The organism is Sphaerospermopsis torques-reginae ITEP-024, assembly GCF_019598945.1.
Taxonomy (GTDB): Bacteria; Cyanobacteriota; Cyanobacteriia; order Cyanobacteriales; family Nostocaceae; genus Sphaerospermopsis.
This window is the reverse complement of sequence record NZ_CP080598.1, coordinates 3,944,201-3,970,176: the sequence shown is the minus strand read 5'-3', so window position 1 is coordinate 3,970,176 and position 25,976 is coordinate 3,944,201. Positions and strand designations below refer to the sequence as shown.

Below are 25,976 nucleotides of genomic sequence, written 5' to 3'. Positions count from 1 at the left end.
TAAGCTAATATCTACACTTAATCAATATTTCCACGTTTTGCTTTTCAAACATCGTCTTAATCTTGTAAGTTCTCTAAATCAGCTAAATCTTGTAATCTACCTGATGCTTGTTTATTTAATTTCAAATTTTCTAAATCAATAAAATTAACAAAAATATTATCAATTTTTATCTCTATTTTGGACTGATAACAGGTTTTAAAATCTATTCCATCTGGTGTAGTAATTAAATCAATGCGATTAGGAGGATAACCTAATTGAATAATTTGATCAGCGCATTGGAAATCTTCAGGAGTTAAACCCAAACTACCAAAACCAAATTCCACTAAAGCTTTCATCAGTTTTTCAGCATTTTCCTGACTCATTTCGATCCAAATATCAATATCTTTGGTATAGCGAGGGTGTCCATGAATGGCTACTGCATAACCGCCAATTACTAAATACTTGACTTGATTATCGTTTAATAATTGTATAAACTCTTTGAAATCTTGGTTCAACATGGTACTGATATTGGTGATATTCCCGACGAATTTGTTCTAGTGCTTCTAAACGTTTTTGATATGATTGCTTCTGCCAATAATAAAAATCGCTTTTTTGTTGTTTTTGATTAACTTTAGTAACAACTTTTTCCATTGTTCATTTCAAGAAAGTGCTATCCATAAAATTATAACTCATGAGTAGCATCTCGCAAACCCCTACATTTTGATTAATCAATATTTCCTCGTTTGGCTGTTTCCACTTTCTCGACTTGCTTGGTTGCTTCCATCCTATGAATTTAGGTTACAATTTATCCTTCTATAATTTTAATTTCTTCCGGTGTTAATTCATAAAGTTGATAAACCATTTGATCAATTTCTCTTTCTAATGCGGTTGTATCTGCATTCGGATCTGATTTTTTAGCATTGAGGATTTGATCTACTATTTTTTCTAGTGATAATTCTTCAATTTCTGTAGGTTCTTTAATGGGTAACATTTCAATTTTATATTTTTTCCATCTATTTGTACCCATTCCTGTGGTAGTTGAAATTTGGTTAAAATACCATGCTGATAGTTGGGAATTTAAAATTGCTAATAAATATTTCAGCTTTTCACCAGTCATCAAAAAAGTAGTAGCTTCAGCATAATAGTTACCATCATCAAAAGCAAATTTAGGTTGATCAGATATTTCACCCCAAACTATTTTAGGTTTTTCAAAATCTTCTAAATAAGCACAATTTCTTAAATTTGTCCAATGTTTACCTTTGTCTTGTCGTTGTTCAATATCAGGAATAAAAGAACTTAAATAATTATAAATAGATGGATAATTTTCTTCAGCTTTAATTCTCTCAATATTCTTTTTTCTAATTCCATTGTGTGTATTAATTAAGTAGAATCCAGAAAACTCATAAGTATATTTTTTTAAATCTCTACCTCTTAAAATTGGTTTAATTATTTCTGATGATTTTTCATTTTCAGAAATTAATTTATTTTTAGTTTCTTCGTTGATAATAAAAGCTGCATTATATCCTGTTTTAATCCCAAAATTAATGGTGATCTTAAAATCTTTTAATTTTTTACCGATTTGTTCTATTCTTTGTTTCAATTTTCCAACTTTTTCGTTTCCTATAATCCATTCTGATGTATTAGGTATTTTAAATTCAAAACAGTTATTAATAAAATATTCATCTAAAGAAGAACCAAATATATAATTACTCATTAAACTAGCTACATTAAAACATTCATTTAGTTGATCTTTTTTGAGAATTATAATATTTGATTCTACGGTTGCTTCTTCAAAAATCTGGGTATCTTCAATATTTAATAAAATATTGGGGTGCATATTATCAATAAAATATCTTTTCAAAGCATCACCATAAATCGTCTTTAACCAAGAATTAGAAGTAATATAACTTAAAAATCCTTGTTTCCTTAAAATACAATTTCCTTGTTCATAAAACAAGCAATAAATATCTGAACCTTTTGTATAAGTTTGATATTTGTTTTCAAAATAAGAAGTTTGATATTTATCTTTAATTTTAGATAGGGAAAAATAAGGAGGATTACCAATAACGACATCAAAACCAACAAAAACACCATCATTATTCAAAACTTCGGGAAACTCAAACCTCCACTCAAAAGCATTTTCATAAACCTTACCACTTTCTATATCTTCAATCTCAACTCGTAACTTATCCATCTCATTATTTAACTTAGTAATCTTTTTCTCCCGCGCTTTTTTCTCAGCTTTAGTTTCCTCAAACAAAGAAGTTTGAGTTTCTAAATTCTCAACTTCACCCTGTAACTTTCTTAACTTAGTCTTATTAGGATCACTTAATCCCAATGTTGTCTTTAAATTACCTTTAATATCATTAATTAACCTTGTCATTTCCCGCTTTTGTTCCTTATTTTCAGCATTGCGGTAAGTTTGTACAGCATTTCTATAAGTTTCAATACTGCAATTACTTCTATTTAAAGCAACACGCAAATCAGCATCTAAAGCAAAACGACTAATTAAAGAATTACCACATTTGATATTAATATCAATATTCGGTAAAGTTTCTAATTCAGTGTAATTACTATCGGTTTTATAATAAGCATTTTTTAAAAGTTCAATCCATAACCGCAACCGACATATTTTTACAGAATTGGGGTTAATATCCACACCAAATAAACAGTTTTCAATAATTGTCTGTTTTTCATGAAACAGCGTTTCTTGTACTCGCTGACTTTCCTTACTTTTAGGATTATATTCAAATAATAACCCATCTTCATCAGTAATAATTAACTCATCGTTGACAACTTCAATATCATATTCCTTTAATCTTTTACCTTCCCTATCAAGTAAAATTTTCAGTTCGCTTTTAATCGCAATAATTTCATTCAAAGCAGAAACTAAAAAATGTCCAGAACCCACAGCAGGATCACAGAGTTTTAAACTATTGATAATAGTGTTAGCTTCTTTTTTATCTTCTATTTTGTCATACAAATCATGAATATTTTCACATTTCCAATCTTTAAGATCATTAAATTTCTGAACAATTGCTTTTCTAATGGTTTCTCGACACATATACATAGTAATGAAACCAGGAGTAAAGAAAGAACCATCTTTATAACCGTTAATTTTCTCAAAGATTAAACCCAGTACAGCAGCATTAATTAATCTTTTATTCTCTTCCTGAATTTCTTCCCCGGTTTCACTACTAAAATCATAAGCATTGAGAAATTCAAAGAGATATTCTAAAGCATTAATTTCACCAGTGCGTTTTTTTCCTTTGCTACCTTTTAAAATAGTAGAGGAGAAAATTTCCAGATTCTCATTTCTGAGATTATTAATAAAAATCGTTACTTGTTCAATATCCGTCGCTTCAAATAGTGAACTATTCAAATAAGGAACATGAGAAAAGCTTTTTTGTACGGTTTGATTTCTTTCGTTATGTTTACGAGCTAATACGCTGAAGAAAAGACTATTCAGATCATCATAATTTCTGACTTTCTGTAAATTCAAAAATCCAAAGGATAAATCATTTTTATGATATTTAATTAATTGCGCTTCTAGTAATTTCAAAAAGAGGATTCTATTGATCCAAGTAATTGCTAATTCTAAACCAAGATTGAAAAGTTGTTCTTGGTAAGTTTCTCCAAATTGTTCTGGTTTCTCTAACCGAGAAATTTTATCTAAACTATCGAGTTGAATAATGGCATTTTCTATTAATGAACCGACATTTCTTTCAGTTTCTTTTTTCCTTTGAATCAGTTTTTTACTACCTTCCTTAATTTCCGTTAAACCGATAATATGTAAGAGTTCGCTATAAAATCCTTTATCAAGAGTATTGCTATCATTTGCAAAAGGTAATTTTAATAAATGTTCTGGTGAAAATAACTTAAATAGTGGAATTAATTTAACATCATTAGCATTTTCTCCAGGTTGTGAATATTCTTGTAAATATTGCTGATATTCTCGAATATCAAAATGTGTAAAGGTGATTTTATCGCTAATTTCATCAATTGCAGGTTTAGCAATCTCTTTATAAAAGAAGTCTGTTTTTTTATTGCTTAATCTTCCAGCTTCAAAATCTGTAAATTGCTGAACTAGGGTTTTATTTTCTATAAATGCTTTCTCAAATATATTAGCATCAAAAATGAACCATTCATAAATATTAGTCGCTATTAAATATTTGATTTATAAATTTTTAGCTGTCAAACGTTCTCGCAGAAAATATAAAACTAATTCTTGAAATGCTTTGGTGTTTAAATTATCAACTTTGAGCATTTCGCTTTTATTTGTTGGTTTTTTAAATTCTAAAATTACCCCTACTGTACTTTTAGCATCTTTACCATTATGAATAACTAAGTCATTTCTATCTTTAGTGTTAATAAAATGATTTGCGCTATGATGGGTACTATAATATGTGTTCTTGAAAAAGTCCCCAATCAGATTTTTATGAAACTCTTCTGATTCAGATTCATTGATCTTATCAATTAATGATTGTAGATTCTTTTTGAAATTCTCAATTTCAGTTCTGTTTGGTTTAACTTTGAGGAATGCTTTATTTAATGATTCTCTAGGTTGCATTTTCTGGATTTTATGAAAGTTTGTGTTGTTCATTTTAGTTAAATCTACCTTTTAGCTAACACTTTTACCTAGCAAGTTCAAAAAAAAATTGATTAAATTAAGTTTCTCTAAATTTCTCTATTGTATATCTAATTTGTATAAGTTTAACAGGCAGGATGCCCGTTCCACAAGACTTGAATGATTAATTTTTAATTATATTATACCATCAATACCCACAAATAATTAGAAAAGCGCGAAAAAATGAAGTATGTAACAAAAAGTAAATATTGCCCCAAAGTGTTTTATCTTCTGACTTCTAGTTTCTGATAGCGATCGCCCTTTAGCCACCTTCACAAGAAAAGAGCGATACCTGCGGTTAGCTAACGCTAACGTTTTTCCGTATCTATAGAAAACAGACTGAGATAACAGTATAATATAAATAGCTTTACCCCTAATTTCTATGACATTAACAGAAATTTTACCCTCACTGCAAAAATTATCTCATCAAGAAAAAATCAAAGCCATTCAATTTTTAGCCACAGAATTAGCTAAAGAAGAACAAATTTCAGTAACAGAATCCCTTGAGTATGGTCAGATAGATACAGAATTAAATTTTCAGCCTCTTAGTGAAAAAGACATGATTGAACAAAGCAAATCTGCCTTAGAAACCTACCTGCGTACAGCTTCAGGAGTCAAACATGAACAAGTCCAGCAATGGGCAAATAGTTTAATAATTAAACAATAGAACTAATGTCAGAGATAGTTTGGACTGAAACTGCTATTAATGACTTAAATCGTCATTACGATTTTATAGCAATTAATAATGCTGATGCAGCAGCCCGCGCCGTACAAACAATTGTTTCTTCAGGTGGAAGTCTACAACAAAATCCGCGTCGTGGTGCGATTGTAGATGAAATAGCAGGATTACGAAAACTTGTAGTTTCTTTTGGTAAGTATGGCTTTATAATTCACTACGTTATTCTTGAGGATGATGTGATTATTTTACGTATATATCATGGCCGAGAGAATAGACCTATTTAGTCAATAGTTTCTGCTGAACTAAAGAAGGAGTTTGTGCTTTCATCTCCCTAGCAAATGCTTCGTCATCTTCTATATCTTTTCTAATTTCTTCCAGATGATCATAATAATAAGCCAATGCTGCATGAACATCAGCTAAGGTAATACTAGGATAATGATAGACGATTTCATCTGGTGACATTCCCATCCGTTCATACCAAATGACGATATTTTGTACTTTAATTCGATGTCCAGCAATACGAGGTTTACCACCACATATACCTGGCGTTATTTCAATATGATTAGTAATTACTGCTGTCATAAATTATCAGTTTATTTTTTAATATATTATATCTAAAAATATCCAGATAGCAGATGTAGCGATCGCATTTAAACCTTCATCTTCCTAACGCTACTCACATACCATATTCCATCTTGTTTGTCAATCCCCATAACTCCTAACCTGCAAATAACAGCCTCAAAATAGTTGAATCTCATGTCAGGAATTTTTGATAAATCACTGGCTTTTTTGCAGGTTCTTATTTTTGTGTGTTCGGAAACTCTTACCAGTGAGGGTTTTCAATTTGCTGCTTAAAACCCTGTCTTGAAAATAGGCACAATAAGGCGACTTACAAATTCTCTTAAATCATACCAGAAGGCTGAAAATATTGCAATACCGTTAGTAAATAAAAATAATTCTCAATTAAATATTAAGAAAATATAAAGGCAAGATTTTTGATAGTTATGTATTTTCAATCAATTTCTTGCGAAACAATAAGATTATTTTATTTTTTCCAGAAATAGAGAGTTAACATTATTAACACTTATATAAATTGACAGAAATCTGCATCCTTATTATTAACTGAGTCTTATTATAGATAAAAGCTGATTACTAATATTTGCATACTTACCAAAAATCAACCTTACACATCAAACTCCCGCATCAATGGAAATCTTCTTTAATCTCACCCAATTTTCCGTTAAAAACGCATAAACTAACGATTGGTTTAGGACTAAACTGGAAAGTCTTAACCATCAAACACAAGGAGAAAGCAGGAATGACCAAATATCTAGACACCGCCATTGAAGCTATTGTAGCCCGCGAAATCCTCGACTCACGGGGTAGACCTACCCTAGAAGCAGAAGTACATCTAGCTGGGGGTGCGATGGGATTAGCGCAAGTTCCTAGCGGTGCTTCTACAGGTACATTTGAAGCTCACGAACTGCGGGATGACGATAAAAGTCGTTATGGTGGTAAAGGAGTCCTCAAGGCGGTAAAAAATGCCAATGAGATATTAGCACCGAAATTATTAGGGTTGGATGCCCTCAACCAAGAACTGTTAGACAGAACCATGATTGCTACAGATGGTTCTCCTAACAAAGCTAATTTAGGCGCGAATGCTATTTTAGGAATTTCCTTAGCAGCAGCTAAAGCAGGTGCAGCAGCATTAGATATTCCCCTGTATCGCTACTTGGGTGGACCTTTAGCAAACTTGCTTCCTGTACCTTTGATGAACGTGATCAACGGTGGAGCGCACGCTGCCAATAATGTAGACTTTCAAGAGTTTATGATTGTTCCCATCGGTGCGCCTTCTTTTAAAGAAGCTTTGCGTTGGGGTGCGGAAGTTTTTGCCACTCTCAGCAAAGTTTTGGATGGTAAGGGTTTGCTAACTGGTGTGGGTGACGAAGGTGGTTTTGCACCTAATTTAGAATCTAACCAAGTGGCGTTAGAATTGCTGGTAGCAGCGATTGAAAAAGCTGGTTACAAACCCGGTGAACAAGTGGCTTTAGCTTTAGATGTGGCTGCTAGTGAGTTCTACAAAAATGGGCAATATGTTTATGATGGTAAACCCCATAGCCCTGTGGAGTTTATTGATTATTTAGGGCAGTTGGTGGATCAATATCCCATTGTTTCCATTGAAGATGGTTTACATGAGGAAGATTGGGCTAACTGGCAGTTATTAACTCAGAAAGTCGGTTCTAAGGTGCAGTTAGTTGGTGATGATTTATTTGTAACTAACGCCACCCGCTTACAAAAAGGCATCGAACAAAAAGCCAGTAACTCGATTTTGATTAAGTTAAATCAAATCGGTTCTCTAACTGAAACTTTGGAAACCATTGATTTAGCAACTCGCAACGGTTTCCGCTCAGTTATTAGCCATCGTTCCGGTGAAACGGAAGATACAACCATTGCAGACTTAGCTGTCGCTACTCGCGCAGGACAAATTAAAACCGGTTCTCTGTGTCGGAGTGAACGGGTAGCTAAATACAATCGTTTACTGAGAATTGAAGATGAATTAGGCGATCGCGCTATTTATGCAGGTAAAGTTGGTTTAGGACCCAAATAGGTTACAGGTTACAGGTTACAGGTGACAGTGAAGAAAGCAGGGGAAGCAGGGGAAGAATATTAAATTTTGCTTCCTGCCTCCTGTTACCTGTTACCTGTTATCTGTTCCCTGCCTCAACTAAAGAAGATTTTAAGACTGATAAGATGAATTTGATTTAGGTGTGATAGAAATTTGAAAACCTATTGTATTTAGTAATTCTAGGAAAGCATAAATTTCGGCACAATTGCTTTGTTTAAGGATGTTCTGAAGTTTCTCATATTGCTGTTTAGTTGAATCAGAAATATGATTCATTTTAGCATAAGCTTCTACTATATTAGATATGGCATTTTGCAGTAGTAATGGTTCATCACTTCCTGCTTCTAAAACTATTTCTAGATAACTTGCAGCTTCTTCAGAGTTTTTCAGAGATTCAATGAGAAATTCCTGATAGTTTCTACTGGTTGGTATTTTCACGTTTTTCATAGTCTAACCAATACTCCTTAGCTTTAGCAATATCTTGTTCTTGGGTGCTTTTATCTCCACCACAGAGAAGAAGTACAATTGTTGTTCCTAACTGTCCAAAATAAACTCGATATCCTGGACAATAATCAATTTTAAATTCAAATACACCTGCTCCTACTGAACGATAATCTCCCAGATTACCTAGTTTAACGCGATCTAGTCTTAATTGAATTTTTTGTCTTGCTTTCCTATCTCGTAGAGAATAATACCAATCTTCAAAAGGACTTTTGCCATCAATTTTCAGGTAGTTTTTAATCTCCCTGGCTTGTGCTTCCATTATTTTATGATAGTGGATTAACAGTTTAAGAATAAGGCGATATTGCTCTGGATTAAAATTACATTAGTCGGTACAAAGTGAAACCCAACAAAACTTGATAAATGTTGGGTTATCCCTTCTGTTCCCTGTTCCCTGTTCCCTGTTCCCTGTTCCCTGTTCCCTTCTTATGGATAAAACCCAACTTTGGGTAAACCCAAGGTTTCATCCCAACCCATCATGATGTTCATACATTGTATGGCTTGGCCTGCTTGTCCTTTGATCAGGTTGTCAATGGCTGACATGACGATCACTCTTCTGGTTCGGGGGTCAACTTCTATACCTATGTAACAGGAGTTACTCCCACAAGCCCATTTAGTTTGGGGATATGTACCACTATTACAAATTTTCACCCAAGGGGAATTACGGTAAAATGCAGTGTAAATTGTAATTAAATCATCACGTACTAAACCGGGATCTCTGAGGGTGGCGTAAACTGTGGCTAATATTCCCCTCACCATTGGGATTAAATGAGGTGTAAATTGGACTGTAACTTCGTGTCCAGCTAAATCACTGCAAATTTGCTCAATTTCTGGGGTGTGACGGTGACGGGCGACGTTATACGCTGCTAGGGAGTTATCTGCTTCCGCTAACAACAAATTAATTTTACCTTGTCTTCCTCCTCCAGAAGTTCCAGATTTAGCATCAATGATAGCTGTTTCGGGAACTATTAAACCTTGTTTTAAAAGTGGGGCAAGTGCGAGTAAACTGGCTGTGGGATAACAACCAGGACAACCGATGAGATTAGTTTCGGCAATGCGATCGCGGTATAATTCTGGTAAACCATAAACTGCTGTTTCGGCAATAGGGCGATCGCTTCTTTCTGTTCCATACCAAGTTGTATAAGTTTTTAAGTCGCTGAAACGATAATCAGCACTCAAATCTAATACTTTACAGCCTTTTTCTATAAGTTTAGGAGCGATGTCACAGGCTAAACCGTTGGGTAAAGAGAGAAATACTACTTCACATCTACTAGCTATCAGTTCTGGATCTACCGCTTCAATTTTGAGGTTAACTACACTCCCCAAGTGGGGATAAAGATCCGCAAATGTTTTCCCGGCGCTGCTTTCGCCACCTAAATATACTATTTCTACTTCTGGATGATCCATCAGGAGTCTGACAAGTTGCACTCCGCCATAACCTGACGCGCCAACAATGCCTACTGGTACGCGCCTTAAATTACCCATGTTATGAAATCCTTATCCGCTTTTGGTTAATCTAATATAGCTATCATCAATCAGGTTGTTAGCCAATTGGTGATAATTGAACTTTCGCTGCATTGTATAGCAAATATTGTCTTTTGGAGAAGGCAGGAGGCAGGAGGTAAAACACCCTTGCAGCTTGATAGTGCAGTGTGGTGTAAGCAATTTTTTGTGTATTTTCTCGCTTTTTAGTTTAACTCAATTGTGGTAGCCACTTAACTTTATTATAAATATTGTGGTATTTACTGAAGTTTTATTGCGGTACTTTTCTATTTAGTAAATAAACTAAACAAAAAATAATCAGGAAAAATCTTTACAACTGGACTTAGATAGAATTATCATTTAATATAAAATCTGATACATCCAGCAATTCATAAAGGACTGTTAATGGTTCATTTGGTAACGCCCAGGAGAACTACCAGCGCACCGTCCTTTTGAAGTTGGGGAATATAAACAAATAGTGGTTAAGGAATTAAACTAAAGGACTGATGTATTATGAAGTATTGGGAATATTGTTGTTTATTTGAAAATGTTATTTCTGCACCATCACATATAACAATAGATGGAGAATTACAAAAATTTGATGAAGATGAGTATGGTTTTATTAAGAGGATATACAATTCAGCTAATTTGTTAATTTTTAAGGTTCCGAGTATAGTAAAAGAAATAAACTACCACCATGATATTGTCCATGTATATGATGATAACACTAATCAATTAATAGGTTATTCTATAACTATAATTACTCTTAATTCAGGAAAAGAAGAAGAGTTTCATTCTCTTAACAACACAGTTGAAGCATTAATAGGACTAGGTGACAGTGGATGGGAAGTAACTGCTACAGATATGTATTATTATGGTAAGGATTACAACGAACATGATATTGAGAAAAGATATTTACTTTTAGATAAATTAGGATTGTCAATTGCTGATGGATTCATTGAAGAAATACAATTAACTAGAACAAAATATTTAATGAAAAGAGAAAAGAATATGTCAGATTCGACACTGAAAGCAATGGAAAGGATGAGAAAAATATTAGGATGAGTGAAAATCATCTTGGTTTTAAAATCTATTCAAACGGTTATGAAATCTCTTCGGAAATTTGGGAGAAGTTCCGCATTTTATGAATAGTGATAGATCAAAAACCAGAAGCATCTAACACAGATTTATTCACTTAAAGACTCCTGTCTACGTTCCTGAATAAGTTCATCTACCAAATTCCTATCAGGTGATTTATCTTTTAATAAACCTCTTAATTTTTTAACTTGTTGTTTGAGACTGATTAATTGAAGTTTACCATTGTCTTCAAGAGTTAAAATTAATCTATCTCCAGATTCTAAATTAAGCATTTCTTGGATTTCTTGGGGTAAAGTTAACCGTCCTTCTGGTTCAATATCAACTGTATAGTGTTGAAGAATTGATGAATTAGCAAGTGTCATATCTTGATATTCCCTTGTTTATAGCTGTTTAAATTTTAGCAAAACTCTAAAGTCTAAAACATCTCAGCTTTTTCTATATTTTTAAATCCTATAATTACTCATTCTTTATTATATTACTTTGATGTGATAAATCATAGCTGTAAACCAAAACAAAAACAAACTCGCTTGATTGTTCTAAATTTCTGTATTACTTGTAATATTATTTACATGGTTGCCATTGTCAGACTGAATGGACAGAAATCATTGTACAGAATCTCTAGTTTCGATAAACAGGCTACAATCTAAAATAAGAAATTGTTAAAAAAATTTACGTTGGTAGCTAGAATTTCCTGTGTCACAGTCCAATAATAACCAAACCTTTAAATTTGATTCTATTGATGCCGCTTTAGCTGACCTTAAAGCCGGTCGTTCTATTGTGGTGGTAGATGATGAAAACCGCGAAAATGAAGGTGATCTGATTTGTGCTGCTCAGTTTGCCACCCCGGATATGATTAATTTTATGGCGGTGGAAGCTAGGGGTTTGATCTGTTTAGCGATGACGGGCGATCGCCTGGATGAATTAGACTTACCATTAATGGTTACTAACATCACAGACACCAACCAAACCGCCTTTACCGTCAGCATTGATGCAGGTCCCCATTTAGGAGTCAGTACGGGGATCTCTGCTGAAGATCGAGCGCGTACCATTCAGGTAACTCTCAACCCTGCCACAAAACCCGAAGATTTGCGCCGTCCTGGACATATTTTCCCCATTCGGGCTAAAGCTGGGGGTGTGCTGAAACGTGCAGGACACACAGAAGCGGCTGTTGATTTAGCGCGACTAGCTGGATTATATCCGGCTGGGGTGATTTGTGAAATTCAAAATCCTGATGGTTCAATGGCACGATTACAACAGCTAGTTGAATATGCCAAGGTCCATAAACTAAAAATTATCAGTATTGCGGATTTAATTAGTTATCGTCTGCAAAATGATCGCCTGATTTATCGAGAAATCGTTACTAAATTACCTACCCAGTTTGGACAATTTAATATTTACGGCTACCGTCACACCTTGGATAATACAGATCATGTGGCAATTGTCAAGGGTGATCCGGCAAATTTCGGTGATGAACCTGTGATGGTGCGGATGCACTCAGAATGTTTAACCGGTGATGCTTTGGGGTCTTTGCGCTGTGATTGCCGAATGCAGTTAAAAGCCGCATTAAAAATGATTGAAAATGCTGGTCAAGGTGTCGTTGTTTACCTGCGTCAAGAAGGAAGGGGTATAGGTTTGATTAACAAGCTAAAAGCCTATTCTTTGCAGGATATGGGACTGGATACGGTAGAAGCAAATGAGCGTTTAGGTTTTCCGGCGGATTTGCGTGATTATGGTATGGGGGCGCAAATTCTCATGGATTTAGGCGTTAAAAAAATTCGCCTGATTACTAATAATCCCCGTAAAATTGCGGGTGTCAAGGGTTATGGTTTAGAAGTTGTAGATCGTGTACCGTTGCTGATAGAATCTAATGATTTTAATTCCCGTTACCTAGCGACAAAAGCCAAAAAGTTAGGACATATGTTGTTACAAACTTATCTGGTGACAGTAGCATTACACTGGGAAGATGAACCAGAGTCAATTACAAAGCGTTATGAACGGTTAGAGAAAATACGGCATTTAGCAAAAAATAATCATTTACTGTTACAGGAAGAAGCGCGACCTTTAGGAATTGCTTTATTTGATCAACCATCATTAACTGTGCATTTGGGATTTGATCAGCCAAATATTGCTGATGCTAATTGGTATCAACAAAAAGGACATCCTTACTTGCAAGCAATAGGGCAGATTTTGGATAATTTACTAGATTTACCCTATGTGCATAAGTTAGAATTTCTGATTTCTGCTGGTAGTGATCCTCTGAGTAATTTACAAGTACAGTTAGATCGGCAGGTTTTTGGGACAGAAATTAAACCTTCGTCGTTAGGCGATCGCTTGGAGACACAACAGATTTATAGTTTTAGTAAGTAAAATTGGTTGTATCCTCACAATAGCTCTGGTTTAATAGCTAGAGCGTCGATTCAGTAATGCTAGGTAATCTGTTTTTACCTTGTAGGGGCGAAGCATTCGGACAGAATATCAATGGTGTCAGCGATAGGTTATGACCCGAATGCTTCGCCCTTACGATTAATGAATCGGTGTTCTAGAGCTATTTGTTTATTCGCGGTTCTAACCAACTTTGCAAATCATCTAAGCTAGTAAAATCTAAAAATGCTTCGCTTAAATCTTCAAGCACAGATAAAGGCAAACTAGAAATTGAAGAGCGCGTTTTCTCAGATATTTCGCCAAATCGCTTGGTTAATAGTCGAATAATCAGATCAATAGTTGCCTCTTCCCTTCCTTCCTCTCTTCCTTCCTCCCTTCCTTCTTCTCTTCCTTCTTCCTTAATTTCTTGGTAAACTCTAGTTTCCTTGAGCGTTATTCCCAGCATAGACTCTACCTCAACTCTGCTTAGTTGTTCAAACTTGTACACCATAATTGTCGTGATCATTTCTATTATGACGCGACTTGATGGTTGAGTAACTTCTTCACGGGTTCTTGTTAATAAATACCTTGCTGCTTCTGCTGCTTGTTCTTCTTCCAGCGTAGTTAATACCATCAGTGCAACCCATAGAGGTAACTGACGAATATCATCTAATTCATCCAAATATACTCGATGCACCTGCTCACTGTTAAGCAAACCCCGATGGGGATAAATTTTACTTTGTTCTGTGCTGCGAGATGGATAAATAATCACTGCTTGCCAATCACTAAATCTATCACAGTTCCGGTAGAAATATAGTAAAGATTCCGCAAATACCCTTTCATAAAGTTTTTCATCTTTTTGGAACTGCACTTCACAGAAATATACAACCCCAGGAATATCATTTTCTGGTGGTAAAAATACCCCATCTATTTCAAATTTAGGTTCTTTGACAGCTACCGAATCAAATCTGTAAGCATCTGCATTTTCCGGTGGATTTGTCAATAGTTCAAACAATAATGTAGGATATTGTTGAAACAATTTATAAAAGATAGTATCTCGACGCATAAAGTATTCTCATTATGAAAGAATTCAGGATATCAAATACATGATTCAGCATGAATTAGATTTTGCGAGTCATTTTAGGCTACAGATGGCTAATAATCAAAGTTTACTAAAGTAAGATATATCATATATATAAATTTATAGTTATTTTCAATCATCTTTAGATGACTTTTGCTATTAGACTGGGAATTAATTCCCAGTCGGGTGATGGGTTTCACTGCTAAACCCCCTAATGACTCCTGACTCCTCCTGTATTACCTTTTCGCATTATTAAAACTCCTCAACTCTCTAAAAGAATGCAACTTATTAAAAAACTTCTCAAAATCAAAACTTAAAGGATCAACCTTACCATTAGCAATATCAACATCACGATGAGTAGTAATTCTCTCATCAGGAACTTGACTTTGAGCAATTAACCAAGCTAAAGAATTATATTGAACTTCAGTATAACCGCTATGTCCTTGAATATTTCTTTTTCCCCAAGCATCAGGAGGAGTTTCTAAAGAAACATGATAAGCAAAATTATTCACAGAAGGCGCTAAAGTAGGATTAGTTTGTACAGTTTCCTCCACACCATTAGCAGCTTTAAAAACTGAATTACCAGCACCAAAAGCCCTTTTATCAGGTGGTACTAAATAAATAACAGTCCCATCCAGAGTAATTAAAGCATGATAACTAGCTTGGACATTTTCATCAACATTATTTTTTTGAAAAAAGTTCACTGCACTAGCAGCAGAATTAGTCGTTTCATGTAAAACAATCAGCGGTTGATTATTTACAGGTACACCATTAACATCATGAGTAAATCTTTCACCATAATTACTAGGATGCACTTTAGCAGCAGCTAAATTAGGTTTATATTCAGCAAAAGCAGCAGTATTTATGTATTGAGTAATAACTTGATTTTTTGGTTTTCTCTCAACAAAAGACTTAGATAAAATTGGTAACTTAGGTAAAGTGATTGGCGGTTTTTCTGCTGTTTTTTCTGATTGATATAAAGCTTGTGGATATTGATTCCAAACAATAGGATTTGGATTTGATATTTCTGTATTATGTGGCTGTTTTCTTGCACCACCAATAAAAAGAGCTAAAATCAAAGTTGCCAGCATCAGAAAAATTAGTATTACTCTAGTCGCCCAGTCTCTAAATCTCATAAATTATAAATGTTTGATCAACTAATTTGATTAAAGGTAAGTATTTAGCTATCAGTAATCAGTAATCAGCTAATAGCAGTAGTAGCAAGGATTCATAAGTTTTAATTTCAGGAATTTTATTGAAATCTATTTCTGTGTATTTCAATATTCCAGGTACATAGCTGACGGCTGACGGCTGAAAGCTGATGATAAATTAAATTTAACTTAATTTTCACTTAATCAGCCAATAATCTGGAATCCAAAATTTATGAATATTCATCAAAATTGCCCCTGGGAGGAAATTCTCAAGATCATCTTCAAAAGAAGCTGTAGGAAAAGTTAACCCAAAGGTTTCATTATTGCATATTACCCGCTCAAGTATGTGATCAAAATTCCATTCTAATTCCTTGATATTAATACATGGTATGCCACACTCATCATCATAATTATATTCTTCATCTATCATAAATTGTCCATATTTGATATCATAGCTGATCCATTCCAGACGTTCAAATTCATCAACTGGAATAATAGCAGCCACATCTTCCTCCCCTTTTACCAAGACGATGCGCTGTTTCTCCAACATTAGATCATTGATGGTTGCCAATAATTTAACCCTAAATACATCTGTTTGTAAGCGGATAAAACCTGCTTCTTGATTTTTTAACATATTCTTTTCTGTAAACCCTGCCTAAAACATCAAAATCTTGGAAAATAGTAAATTAGGTTGCATCTTATCAGACTACACACAATTTTCTTTCATAAAATATGACACATTCATTTCTCCAACGCTTACATAGTCCAGAACTTCCTGTCATCGTCTTTGATGGTGCAATGGGAACTAACCTGCAAACCCAAAACCTCACTGCTGAGGACTTCGGCGGCGCACAGTATGAAGGTTGTAATGAATACTTGGTACATACTAAACCGGAAGCAGTTGCTAAAGTTCACCGTGATTTCCTCGCTGCGGGTGCGGATGTGATTGAAACTGATACCTTTGGTGGTACTTCCATTGTATTAGCAGAATACGACCTCGCAGATCAAGCCTATTATCTCAGTAAAAAAGCCGCAGAACTAGCTAAAAGTGTGGCTGCGGAATTTTCTACCCCGGAAAAACCCCGCTTTGTCGCCGGTTCAATGGGTCCGACTACCAAACTTCCCACTTTAGGACATATTGATTTTGATACCATGAAAGCTGCTTTTGCTGAACAAGCAGAAGCTTTGTTTGATGGTGGTGTGGATTTATTCATCGTTGAAACTTGCCAAGATGTTCTGCAAATTAAAGCCGCATTAAACGGAGTTGAAGAAACTTTTGCTAAAAAAGGCGAAAGAAAACCGTTAATGGTTTCCGTGACAATGGAAAGCATGGGGACAATGTTGGTAGGTACGGAAATTGCTGCCGTTTTAACTATTTTAGAACCATACCCCATTGATATTCTCGGTTTAAACTGTGCCACTGGTCCAGACTTGATGAAACCACACATCAAGTATTTATCAGAACATTCTCCTTTCGTAGTTTCCTGTATTCCCAATGCGGGTTTACCGGAAAATGTTGGTGGTCAAGCACATTACAAACTTACACCTGTAGAATTACGGATGGCGTTAATGCACTTTGTTGAAGATTTGGGTGTCCAAGTGATTGGGGGTTGCTGTGGGACAAGACCAGCACACATTCAACAATTAGCGGAAATTGCCAAAGATTTAAAACCAAAAGTTAGACAACCAAGTTTAGAACCAGCAGCAGCTTCAATTTATACCACTCAAAACTATGATCAAGATAATTCTTTCTTGATCGTGGGTGAAAGACTTAACGCCAGTGGTTCTAAAAAATGCCGTGACTTACTGAACGCTGAAGACTGGGATGGTTTGGTGTCTATGGCCAGAAGTCAGGTTAAAGAAGGCGCTCACATTTTAGATGTCAACGTTGACTATGTGGGACGGGATGGCGTGCGTGATATGCACGAGTTAGTTTCTCGCATTGTTAATAATGTTACTCTGCCTTTAATGCTCGATTCCACCGAATGGGAAAAAATGGAAGCGGGTTTAAAAGTAGCAGGAGGTAAGTGTTTACTCAATTCCACCAACTATGAAGACGGCGAACCCCGATTTTTAAAGGTTTTGGAACTGGCGAAACAGTATGGTGCTGGTGTCGTCATTGGTACAATTGATGAAGATGGCATGGCACGGACAGCAAATAAGAAGTTTCAAATTGCCCAGCGTGCTTACCGGCAAGCCGTAGAATATGGTATACCTGCAACAGAAATATTCTTTGATACGTTAGCTTTACCAATTTCTACAGGGATTGAAGAAGACCGAGAAAACGGAAAAGCTACTATAGAGTCAATTCGCCGCATTCGTCAAGAATTACCTGGTTGTCATGTAATTTTGGGTGTATCTAATATATCCTTTGGTTTAAATCCAGCAGCGCGGATGGTGTTAAACTCAATGTTTTTACACGAAGCCATGAATGCTGGCATGGATGCAGCAATTGTTAGCGCGAGTAAAATTTTACCCTTGGCGAAAATTGAACCCCAACATCAAGAAGTTTGTCGGCAATTAATCTATGATGAACGTAAATTTGAAGGTGATGTTTGCGTTTATGATCCTTTGGGAGAATTGACAACAATTTTTGCAGGAGTCAAAACCAAACGTAATACAGGCGTTGATGAAAGTCTACCAATTGAAGAACGTTTGAAACGTCATATTATTGACGGTGAAAGAATTGGTTTAGAAAAACAATTAGCTACAGCTTTAGAACAATATCCACCTTTGGAAATCATCAATACTTTTCTTTTAGATGGAATGAAAGTTGTGGGTGAATTGTTCGGTTCTGGACAAATGCAGCTACCTTTTGTATTACAATCAGCAGAAACCATGAAAGCGGCGGTTGCTTATTTAGAACCGTTCATGGAAAAATCGGAAGCTGGGAATAATGCTAAGGGAACTTTTGTAATTGCCACTGTAAAAGGTGATGTCCATGATATTGGTAAAAACTTGGTTGATATCATCTTATCAAATAATGGTTATAAGGTGATTAATTTAGGGATTAAACAACCAGTGGAAAATATCATTCAGGCTTATGAAGAACATAAACCTGATTGTATTGCCATGAGTGGTTTGTTAGTAAAATCTACCGCTTTCATGAAGGAGAATTTACAGGTTTTCAATGAAAAGGGAATTACTGTTCCGGTAATTTTAGGTGGTGCGGCGTTAACTCCTAAGTTCGTGAATGAAGATTGCCAAAATACTTATAAGGGTAAGGTTGTTTATGGCAAGGATGCTTTTTCTGATTTGACTTTTATGGATAAGTTAATGCCAGCAAAAGCCGCCGGAAATTGGGATGATTTAAAGGGGTTTTTGGATGAGGTAGGAAGTGAAGAATCTACCCATGAAGTTACAGAAAAAGTATCTAAATCTGTGAAGGTTGCTGTTGAACCCAGAGAGATTGATACTAGACGTTCTGAAGCTGTAGACATAAATATTGAACGTCCTACTCCTCCTTTTTGGGGAACGCAATTATTACAACCTGGTGATATTTCTTTAGAGGAATTATTCTGGTATTTAGATTTGCAAGCTTTGGTGGCTGGACAATGGCAATTTCGCAAGCCCAAGGAACAATCTAAGGAGGAATATCAAGGGTTTTTAAGTGAGAAGGTTTATCCAATTTTGGAAAGTTGGAAAGCTCGAATTATTGAGGAGAATTTGTTGCATCCTCAAGTGATTTATGGGTATTTTCCTTGTCAGTCTGAGGGAAATTCTCTACATATATATAATGTGGAAAATCAATCTCAACAAATTGCCAGTTTTGAGTTTCCCCGTCAGCGTTCTGGAAGAAGATATTGCATTGCAGATTTCTTTGCACCGAAGGAGTCGGGAATAATTGATGTTTTCCCGATGCAAGCGGTGACTGTGGGGGAAGTGGCTACGGAGTTTGCACAAAAGTTATTTGCTGATAATCAATACACTGATTATCTGTATTTTCATGGTATGGCGGTGCAGGTTGCGGAAGCTTTGGCGGAATGGACTCACGCGAGAATCCGCAGGGAATTGGGTTTTGGTGATGCTGAACCGGATAATATTCGGGATATTTTGGCGCAGCGTTATCAAGGTTCTCGGTATAGTTTTGGCTATCCTGCTTGTCCGAATATTCAGGATCAGTTTAAGCAGTTGGAGTTGTTGGGTACTGACAGGATTAAGATGTACATGGATGAAAGTGAACAGTTATATCCTGAACAGTCTACGACGGCAATTATTGCTTATCATTCTGTAGCTAAGTATTTCACTGCTTAGGTTTTTATCCCCCTTCGTTTTTTGATGGAGGGGGAGTTTATATTTTTTTGAGTTTCGAGCAAAGACATTTATCAAAGTCCGAGTTTGAGTTTTGCATCATTCCAACTAATAGTTTCTCCCCTGTCTGCTTGAGCTATACTTTCTTGTAATTGCTGACTAAATTCTTGATCAGATAAAATTGCTAATGTTTCTAGCAAAGATTCATATTGTTCAAAACTAATAGCCGCCATTACCGGTTGACCATGTTTAGTGATGATTATTGGTTCTTCTTGTAAATCATCTGGTAAATTTAAAAGTTGCTCTTGTGCTTCTGTAATTGTTAGGTATTTTAACATATTTTGGTTGTCAATAATTCCCGTATGTCATTATATCACTAATTCAAGTTAATTTCAAAATATGATTTACCTCCTAGTGAAGCAAATGCTTATGATTTTGCCTCAGTAGAACTCAAACAAACAGCATTTAGAATTGATGGTGTATTTGTACCCAAAGATAATAAACCAAAAAGAACGATTTATTTTGTAGAGGTGCAATTTCAAAGAGATGAGGATTTTTATTCTCGCTTTTTTTCGGAAATCTTTCTTTATTTACATCTCTATGCTTCTACTACACCCTGGCAAGCTGTGGTTTTATTTGCTAAACGTAGTATAGAACCCACAGAGATAGAACCCTATCGCTATTTATTAGAAAGTCCTTTGGTAACTCGTTTCTATTTGGATGAATGGGTAGATGTACAAACATCCTTGGGATTAGGTATCATGAAGTTAGTGGTGGAAAAAGAAAAAGCAGTTCCAGCTTTAGCGAGAACTTTATTATCACAAGCAAAATCAGATTTACCTGATCCCCGTCAGCAAAGAAATTTGCTAGATTTAATTCAGACTATTGTTTCCTATAAATTACCCCTTCTTAGTCCCCAGGAGATAGCAAGAATGTTTACTATGAGTGATTTAAAAAACACCAGATATTATCAAGATGTGCGTTATGAATCAGAATTAAATCTGGTAATGCGTCAGTTAGAACGTCGTCTAGGTGGAATTAATCAAGAATTACAGGTAAAAATCAATAAGTTATCTATGGAAGATTTGGAAAATTTAGGTTTAGCTTTGTTGGATTTTACCAGTGTTAATGATTTGGTTATTTGGTTAAATAATCAAAATATTGCAGAGGGTTAAATATTAATGGTGGGTTAGGAACGTAACCCACCTTACAACTTTTAATTTAATTGTTTCATCATCACAGATTTATTCAGTTTTACCAATAAATTTTCTGTGTTATCCGTGCCTGGAGTCGTTAAATATTCCATAAATATTCCATATTTTATAACTTGTCGTAATTTAATGACATTTATTTAAACAATATTAAACACAATGATTTACACACAATTACGATAAAACTTAATTTAGTAAATTTTGCAAATAAATATTGGAAATAATTTTCATCTAGCTTATTGACTTTTATTCCTAAAAGTTTTAAATTGATTTACCGAATTAGTTGAAAGTTATTTGCAAAAATACTGAGAAAACTTACTAATGAATAGCAATAAAGTGAGTGTGACTAAAAAGGGATTATTAGCTGCTAGTGGGGCATTTGCAGCCCTCACAGGTTTAGTTTTCAGCACCTTGGGGGGAATGCAAGTAGGAGTAGCTAACCCGAATCTCAACCAACAAGCACCACGCTTACTTGCTCAAAGAAATCCCAAAACCTTAACAATAGTTTTTCCTACTCGTAAGGATGCACCTAACTTGCAAGATCAGGCGGACAAGGTAGCTAAATTTTTGTCTAAAGAATTGGGAATGACTGTCAAAGCGCAGTTAGCTGATGATACAGCTGCGGTGGAAGCTTTGCGAGCAAACCGCGCTGATGTGGCTTTCTTGAGTAGTCGTCCAGCTTTGAAGGCTGAAAAATTAGCCAATGCTCGCTTGCACTTGGCTGAGGTTCGTGAAAATTATTCCGGTAGATATACTTACAACTCCATATTTGTTGTTCCCAAAAATAGCCCTCTGCAAACCAGAAATACTGCTAAAGCCACTCTGGAACAACTGCGGGGTAAAAGAATGGCCTTTACATCTCCTACCTCCGGTTCTGGGTTTATGTTCCCTGTTACTGAGTTGGTGAAAAATGGTTTTGTACCTGATAAAGACCGTATGGAACGGTTCTTTGGTCAAATTGCCTACGGCGGTAATTACAGTAAAGCTTTAGAAGCTGTAGTGCGTGGTCAAGCGGATGTGGCTGTAGTATCAGAATATGCCATGTACCCCCCTTATATCTCCAATGAAGATCGGGCTAAGTTACGCATTTTGTATAAAATTTCTGGTGTTCCTGCTCACGGAGTTGTTTTTGATGATGATGTTCGAGCAAATGTTCGAGAAAAAATCATTAATGCTCTTCTCAAGTTAAATAGACCAGAAAATAACGAAATGCTCAGGAGCTTGTATAATTCTACAGAGTTGGTGAGAGTAGATCATAATCGTCATCTCAAACCTGTCCGTGAAGCCCTGAAAACTTTAGGAATGGAACCATAATTAATTAGGGGTAAAGCATAATGCTCAACCCCTATCAAAATTTCTCTTTCTATCCAATTACCAATTACCAATAACCAGCGTGAAACAGATTGAATGTCATAATTTAGAAACGGCTTATACTGCATCTTTAAATCGTCCCATCCTCAACAATATTAATCTTGAAATTGCACAAGGTGAATTTGTGGTTTTGTTGGGTTTGAATGGTGCGGGTAAGTCTACTTTGTTGCGATCGCTGGTAGGTTTAGTACCATTGGAAAAAGGAGAAATTCACATTAGTGGTTTACAAATTACTCCTCAAACATTGCCGAAAATTCGCCAGGAAATTGGAATGTTGTTTCAAGGTGGAGGTTTAATTCGGCAATTATCAGCTATTGAAAATGTTTTGTGTGGTCGTTTGAGTGTGAGAACAACTAGACAAACTTTATTTGGTTTTCCTAAACGCGATCGCATTCTTGCCCAAGAATTATTAGGACAATTAGGTTTAAGGGATAAAACATATCAAAAAACGGGTCAACTAAGCGGTGGACAACAACAAAGAGTGGCGATCGCCCGTGCTTTAATTCAATCACCACAAATACTTTTAGCTGATGAACCTATCACCGGTTTAGATGTAGTTGCATCCCAACAAGTAATGCAAACTTTATCTCACCTCAACACAGATCAAGGCTTAACTATTATCACAGTATTACATGATTTAGGCATAGCCGCAGAATACGCCCACAGAGCTATAGTTTTAGATGCGGGTCGTGTAGTTTATGACGGAAAATGTGATAACTTGCAAGAAAAATTTTCTCATGTTATAAGTGTGTAAAAATCTAGATTCACCCCAATAAATTTATAATTAATGTTTCATTTTTGCTGATAAAATTTTTGTTTTAATCCTATAAATCCTTAAATCCTGGACATCCTGATTCTGACAAATTGCCCAATTAGCAACTTACATTATTATTGATTTTATTTTTATATTCTCAAATCAAAATTACGGGTCTTGCGAAAAAATGAAAAAATCCTTTAATTCTAAATTTCTTCACCATTACTCTTGGCTAATTAATATAGTGATTGTATTAGTAATGGTAGTAGCTTATATTTGGGCTTTGCAAGGTTTAAAAGTAGACTCTGCACTATTAAAAGATAGCTGGCCTTATATTATAGATTTTATTAGTCGCTTATTTCCACCAGATTGGAAAGTGGTAGATATAGCAATTAAAGGATTAATTGAAACCGTGCAAATGTCCTTATGGGGAACTTCTATTGGTGCTGTTATTTCCTTACCAATTGCGATCGCCAGTGCTAATAATATCGCTCCCTTGTGGTTACGTTGGTTAGCAAATTTACTGCAAAATGCAGTGCGTTCTGTTCCCTCAATTATTCTCGGTTTAATATTTGTAGCAGCTACCGGTTTAGGCGCACCCGCAGGAACTTTAGCCTTATCCATTTACACAGTTGGTTATCTGGCTAAATTTTATCAACAAGCTATTGAAGCTGTAGATGCTCGTTCTTTAGAATCTTTACAGGTAATTGGTGCATCAAGAATTCAAGTAGTTCAATATGGAATAATACCCCAAGTTTTACCCTTGGGATTAGGCTATACTTTGTGGATGTTTGAGTACAATATCCGTGCTGCTTCCGTACTCGGTGTAGTTGGTGCAGGAGGAATAGGTTTTCAGTTAAAAAGTTATATAGATGGTTTTGAATACAACAAAGCTACAACCATGATGTTAGTGCTATTGGTAGTAGTAACAGTAATTGATGTTATTAGTAGTAAATTACGGCGTTATTTGGATTCAATGTAAAAATTAAGGTGAAAATTAAGGGAGCATCCCAATTTTGTAAAAACAAACCCAGTACCCATGAGAATCTACTAATTGTCTAGTAGCATTGAGATGGTGTTTACTCCGTTGGTATTCCCAGTAAATTATATGCAAAAATTAAATATTGGGGCAAAAATCAAAAAACAAATGAGTAAAAGAGGGTGGACTGAAGAAATGCTTGAATTAGTTTACTTAAATCCTGCCAAAACTGAACACACAAGAGATAGACGATATAATATAGATGGTACAAGGAAAGATGATCCTGCTACTGTATATTACCGTAGTGATGGTGCATATATAGTCTGCAATGATATTACAGGTGATGTAGTTCAAGTCAGTGATATTAATGATCCTAAATGGATTGAAAAACAATACTAAACAGTATCAATGAAATAGGAGTAAAAAATATGAAGTTAATTGACAAATATCAAGCAACGGGAATTATTAAAGCTGGAGAGTTACTATTATCTCCTCCTAATGCACTTGAGTTTATTAAAGAAATTGCCGAAAGGGAAATTTTAATATTAGGTGTAAATTTATGGTGTTATGTTGATAATCAAATTGCTGAAGATCCCGGTTCATTAGATTTAAGTGAAATTGATGATCCTCAAGAGAGTGTGTCTATAGCTAAAAAGTTTATTAGTCAAAATTTACCTGAAAGAACTGCTTTTGTTTCTTTTGTTTTAGATGAGTAATAAGATTGAAAAGTATTTTGTCAGAATCAGGTGGTTATCGAGCGACTTGTACTGAGCGAAGTCGAAGTAAGTCGAGATGATGTCCAGGATTTGAGGATGTACAGGATGTAATTGTTTAGTTATTTGTTGATAGTGAATGTTGTATAATTATGTTATAATAACAATAAATAAGCAACTCAATATAAATTATGATTACTGGAATTAAACAAAAAGCAACCGTTGGTAAAAATGGCAAAATTGAATTACCTACAACTGAGTTACCAGAGGGAACTATTGTAGAGGTAATTGTGCTATCATCTCCCCTACTTTCAAAGAAAAAAGTATTAACTGCTCGTGAGTTACTTGATTCGAGTGTGATAGGTTTATGGGAAGAAAGGGACGATATTACAGATAGTCTTGTTTACGCTCGTCAGTTACGTGAACAGTCCCAAAGGAGAGATTATGATTCTCCTAGATAGTGATATTGTTATTGATTTTCTGCGTAAATATCCACCTGCAATTATTTGGTTAAGTTCTTTAGGAGATGAAGAAATTGCTTTACCTGGTTATGTAGCGATGGAATTGATGCAAGGATGTAAAAATAAGTTGGAATTGCAGGAAATTAAGAAATTTATTGCTAATGTTGAAGTAATTTGGCCAACACCTGAAACTTGTGATCAAGCATTAGAAGTATTTGCAAATTATCATCTGAGTCATAATTTGGGATTAATTGATGCTTTGATAGGTCAAACATCAATCGCTTTCGGTTTACCATTACATACATTTAATGTTAAGCATTATGCTGTTATTCCAGGTTTAATCACAGTTCAACCATATCAAAGGTTATAGGATTATTGACTGTCTGAATCAGGATGTCCAGGATTTGAGGATGTACAGGATGTAATTTTTTTTTTAGTTATTTGTTGATAGTGAATGTTGTATTTTTCTGGATGATGGTAAATAGTCTGAATCAGGATGTCCAGGATTTGAGGATGTACAGGATGTAATTGTTAATTTGTTTGTTGGTGGTTAATATTGTATTTGTATGAATGATGGTAAACAAAATAATCCCCAATTTTTCACCAACAATTATTAAATAATATCCTGAAAATCCTTTAATTATGGTTATCCTG

Annotated in this window: 26 protein-coding genes and 1 pseudogene; 14 read left to right on the top strand and 13 right to left on the bottom strand. The window is 35.2% G+C overall.

Annotation, left to right across the window (positions count from 1 at the left end; translation table 11 throughout):
* Window positions 1-56: 56 nt before the first annotated feature.
* The 4 genes and pseudogenes from K2F26_RS18540 to K2F26_RS25480 form a co-directional block, all read right to left on the bottom strand.
* Window positions 57-497: a DUF6036 family nucleotidyltransferase gene (locus K2F26_RS18540; RefSeq protein WP_220608973.1), complete on the bottom strand. Its 441-nt coding sequence runs from the start codon at window positions 495-497 to the stop codon at window positions 57-59.
* Window positions 451-630 carry a toxin secretion, membrane fusion protein gene (locus K2F26_RS18535; protein ID WP_220608972.1) on the bottom strand — a complete coding sequence of 60 codons (180 nt, stop codon included), beginning with the start codon at window positions 628-630 and terminating at the stop codon, window positions 451-453. Before K2F26_RS18535 ends, K2F26_RS18540 begins: the two co-directional genes overlap by 47 nt.
* A gap of 154 nt (window positions 631-784) precedes the next feature.
* Window positions 785-1,693, bottom strand: coding sequence for a TaqI-like C-terminal specificity domain-containing protein (locus K2F26_RS25485; protein WP_437441060.1), 909 nt, complete (start codon window positions 1,691-1,693; stop codon window positions 785-787).
* Window positions 1,694-1,783: 90 nt separating this feature from the next.
* Window positions 1,784-4,549, bottom strand: a pseudogene (locus tag K2F26_RS25480) (DUF7149 domain-containing protein); the annotation flags it as partial.
* Between the two features lie 439 nt (window positions 4,550-4,988).
* Here K2F26_RS25480 and K2F26_RS18525 point away from each other — a divergent pair.
* Together K2F26_RS18525 and K2F26_RS18520 are read left to right on the top strand one after the other, a co-directional pair.
* On the top strand, window positions 4,989-5,273 hold the full coding sequence (locus tag K2F26_RS18525; RefSeq protein ID WP_194055465.1) for a hypothetical protein: 285 nt from the start codon (window positions 4,989-4,991) through the stop codon (window positions 5,271-5,273).
* A gap of 5 nt (window positions 5,274-5,278) precedes the next feature.
* Window positions 5,279-5,569 (top strand): type II toxin-antitoxin system RelE/ParE family toxin, encoded by a 291-nt coding sequence (locus K2F26_RS18520; protein ID WP_220608971.1) that lies wholly within the window; start codon window positions 5,279-5,281, stop codon window positions 5,567-5,569.
* On the opposite strand, the gene K2F26_RS18515 is transcribed toward K2F26_RS18520, so the two are convergent.
* Window positions 5,562-5,867, bottom strand: coding sequence for a DUF433 domain-containing protein (locus tag K2F26_RS18515; RefSeq protein WP_220608970.1), 306 nt, complete (start codon window positions 5,865-5,867; stop codon window positions 5,562-5,564). The two genes, K2F26_RS18520 and K2F26_RS18515, sit on opposite strands and share 8 nt — an antisense overlap.
* A gap of 736 nt (window positions 5,868-6,603) precedes the next feature.
* Between K2F26_RS18515 and eno the strand changes: the two genes are divergently transcribed.
* Entirely contained in the window at window positions 6,604-7,893 is a 1,290-nt protein-coding gene (gene eno, locus K2F26_RS18510) for a phosphopyruvate hydratase (protein ID WP_220608969.1), read from the top strand.
* Between the two features lie 129 nt (window positions 7,894-8,022).
* Here eno and K2F26_RS18505 read toward each other — a convergent pair whose 3' ends face one another.
* The 3 genes from K2F26_RS18505 to argC all read right to left on the bottom strand — a co-directional run bounded on the left by K2F26_RS18505 (window position 8,023) and on the right by argC (window position 9,894).
* Complete coding sequence (locus K2F26_RS18505) at window positions 8,023-8,355, bottom strand: transcriptional regulator (protein WP_194055452.1); 333 nt, start codon at window positions 8,353-8,355, stop codon at window positions 8,023-8,025.
* Window positions 8,327-8,671 carry a type II toxin-antitoxin system RelE/ParE family toxin gene (locus K2F26_RS18500; RefSeq protein WP_220608968.1) on the bottom strand — a complete coding sequence of 115 codons (345 nt, stop codon included), beginning with the start codon at window positions 8,669-8,671 and terminating at the stop codon, window positions 8,327-8,329. The genes K2F26_RS18505 and K2F26_RS18500 overlap by 29 nt, the downstream gene beginning before the upstream one ends.
* A gap of 164 nt (window positions 8,672-8,835) precedes the next feature.
* Complete coding sequence (argC, locus tag K2F26_RS18495) at window positions 8,836-9,894, bottom strand: N-acetyl-gamma-glutamyl-phosphate reductase (RefSeq protein ID WP_220608967.1); 1,059 nt, start codon at window positions 9,892-9,894, stop codon at window positions 8,836-8,838.
* Between the two features lie 510 nt (window positions 9,895-10,404).
* Here argC and K2F26_RS18490 point away from each other — a divergent pair.
* Window positions 10,405-10,956, top strand: a complete 552-nt coding sequence (locus K2F26_RS18490) for a hypothetical protein (protein WP_220608966.1) — start codon at window positions 10,405-10,407, stop codon at window positions 10,954-10,956.
* A gap of 122 nt (window positions 10,957-11,078) precedes the next feature.
* Here K2F26_RS18490 and K2F26_RS18485 read toward each other — a convergent pair whose 3' ends face one another.
* On the bottom strand, window positions 11,079-11,351 hold the full coding sequence (locus K2F26_RS18485) for an AbrB/MazE/SpoVT family DNA-binding domain-containing protein (RefSeq protein ID WP_220608965.1): 273 nt from the start codon (window positions 11,349-11,351) through the stop codon (window positions 11,079-11,081).
* 331 nt (window positions 11,352-11,682) lie between these two features.
* Between K2F26_RS18485 and ribBA the strand changes: the two genes are divergently transcribed.
* Window positions 11,683-13,356: a bifunctional 3,4-dihydroxy-2-butanone-4-phosphate synthase/GTP cyclohydrolase II gene (ribBA, locus tag K2F26_RS18480; protein WP_220608964.1), complete on the top strand. Its 1,674-nt coding sequence runs from the start codon at window positions 11,683-11,685 to the stop codon at window positions 13,354-13,356.
* Between the two features lie 178 nt (window positions 13,357-13,534).
* Here the strand turns inward: ribBA and K2F26_RS18475 are convergent, their stop codons facing one another.
* The 3 genes from K2F26_RS18475 to K2F26_RS18465 form a co-directional block, all read right to left on the bottom strand.
* The gene (locus K2F26_RS18475) at window positions 13,535-14,416 is read right to left on the bottom strand and encodes an Rpn family recombination-promoting nuclease/putative transposase (protein WP_220608963.1); all 882 of its coding nucleotides are present in this window, start codon (window positions 14,414-14,416) and stop codon (window positions 13,535-13,537) included.
* A gap of 251 nt (window positions 14,417-14,667) precedes the next feature.
* Entirely contained in the window at window positions 14,668-15,567 is a 900-nt protein-coding gene (locus K2F26_RS18470; protein WP_220608962.1) for an N-acetylmuramoyl-L-alanine amidase, read from the bottom strand.
* 211 nt (window positions 15,568-15,778) lie between these two features.
* The gene (locus K2F26_RS18465) at window positions 15,779-16,216 is read right to left on the bottom strand and encodes a type II toxin-antitoxin system Phd/YefM family antitoxin (protein WP_220608961.1); all 438 of its coding nucleotides are present in this window, start codon (window positions 16,214-16,216) and stop codon (window positions 15,779-15,781) included.
* A 98-nt stretch (window positions 16,217-16,314) separates the two neighbouring features.
* Between K2F26_RS18465 and metH the strand changes: the two genes are divergently transcribed.
* Window positions 16,315-19,836 carry a methionine synthase gene (gene metH / locus K2F26_RS18460; RefSeq protein ID WP_220608960.1) on the top strand — a complete coding sequence of 1,174 codons (3,522 nt, stop codon included), beginning with the start codon at window positions 16,315-16,317 and terminating at the stop codon, window positions 19,834-19,836.
* A 71-nt stretch (window positions 19,837-19,907) separates the two neighbouring features.
* On the opposite strand, the gene K2F26_RS18455 is transcribed toward metH, so the two are convergent.
* The gene (locus K2F26_RS18455) at window positions 19,908-20,171 is read right to left on the bottom strand and encodes a type II toxin-antitoxin system Phd/YefM family antitoxin (RefSeq protein WP_220608959.1); all 264 of its coding nucleotides are present in this window, start codon (window positions 20,169-20,171) and stop codon (window positions 19,908-19,910) included.
* A 51-nt stretch (window positions 20,172-20,222) separates the two neighbouring features.
* On the opposite strand from K2F26_RS18455, the gene K2F26_RS18450 reads away from it, so the two are divergent.
* The 8 genes from K2F26_RS18450 to K2F26_RS18415 all read left to right on the top strand — a co-directional run bounded on the left by K2F26_RS18450 (window position 20,223) and on the right by K2F26_RS18415 (window position 25,692).
* Window positions 20,223-21,008 (top strand): Rpn family recombination-promoting nuclease/putative transposase, encoded by a 786-nt coding sequence (locus tag K2F26_RS18450; protein ID WP_220611943.1) that lies wholly within the window; start codon window positions 20,223-20,225, stop codon window positions 21,006-21,008.
* A gap of 372 nt (window positions 21,009-21,380) precedes the next feature.
* The gene (locus K2F26_RS18445; RefSeq protein ID WP_220611942.1) at window positions 21,381-22,358 is read left to right on the top strand and encodes a phosphate/phosphite/phosphonate ABC transporter substrate-binding protein; all 978 of its coding nucleotides are present in this window, start codon (window positions 21,381-21,383) and stop codon (window positions 22,356-22,358) included.
* 79 nt (window positions 22,359-22,437) lie between these two features.
* Window positions 22,438-23,169 (top strand): phosphonate ABC transporter ATP-binding protein, encoded by a 732-nt coding sequence (locus K2F26_RS18440; RefSeq protein ID WP_220608958.1) that lies wholly within the window; start codon window positions 22,438-22,440, stop codon window positions 23,167-23,169.
* Between the two features lie 187 nt (window positions 23,170-23,356).
* Complete coding sequence (phnE, locus tag K2F26_RS18435) at window positions 23,357-24,151, top strand: phosphonate ABC transporter, permease protein PhnE (protein ID WP_220608957.1); 795 nt, start codon at window positions 23,357-23,359, stop codon at window positions 24,149-24,151.
* A gap of 126 nt (window positions 24,152-24,277) precedes the next feature.
* Window positions 24,278-24,547, top strand: a complete 270-nt coding sequence (locus K2F26_RS18430; protein ID WP_194055415.1) for a colicin E5-related ribonuclease — start codon at window positions 24,278-24,280, stop codon at window positions 24,545-24,547.
* A gap of 29 nt (window positions 24,548-24,576) precedes the next feature.
* Entirely contained in the window at window positions 24,577-24,864 is a 288-nt protein-coding gene (locus K2F26_RS18425; RefSeq protein ID WP_220608956.1) for a hypothetical protein, read from the top strand.
* A 188-nt stretch (window positions 24,865-25,052) separates the two neighbouring features.
* On the top strand, window positions 25,053-25,322 hold the full coding sequence (locus K2F26_RS18420) for a hypothetical protein (RefSeq protein ID WP_220612023.1): 270 nt from the start codon (window positions 25,053-25,055) through the stop codon (window positions 25,320-25,322).
* On the top strand, window positions 25,306-25,692 hold the full coding sequence (locus K2F26_RS18415) for a type II toxin-antitoxin system VapC family toxin (protein WP_220608955.1): 387 nt from the start codon (window positions 25,306-25,308) through the stop codon (window positions 25,690-25,692). The genes K2F26_RS18420 and K2F26_RS18415 overlap by 17 nt, the downstream gene beginning before the upstream one ends.
* The last annotated feature ends 284 nt before the right edge of the window (window positions 25,693-25,976 follow it).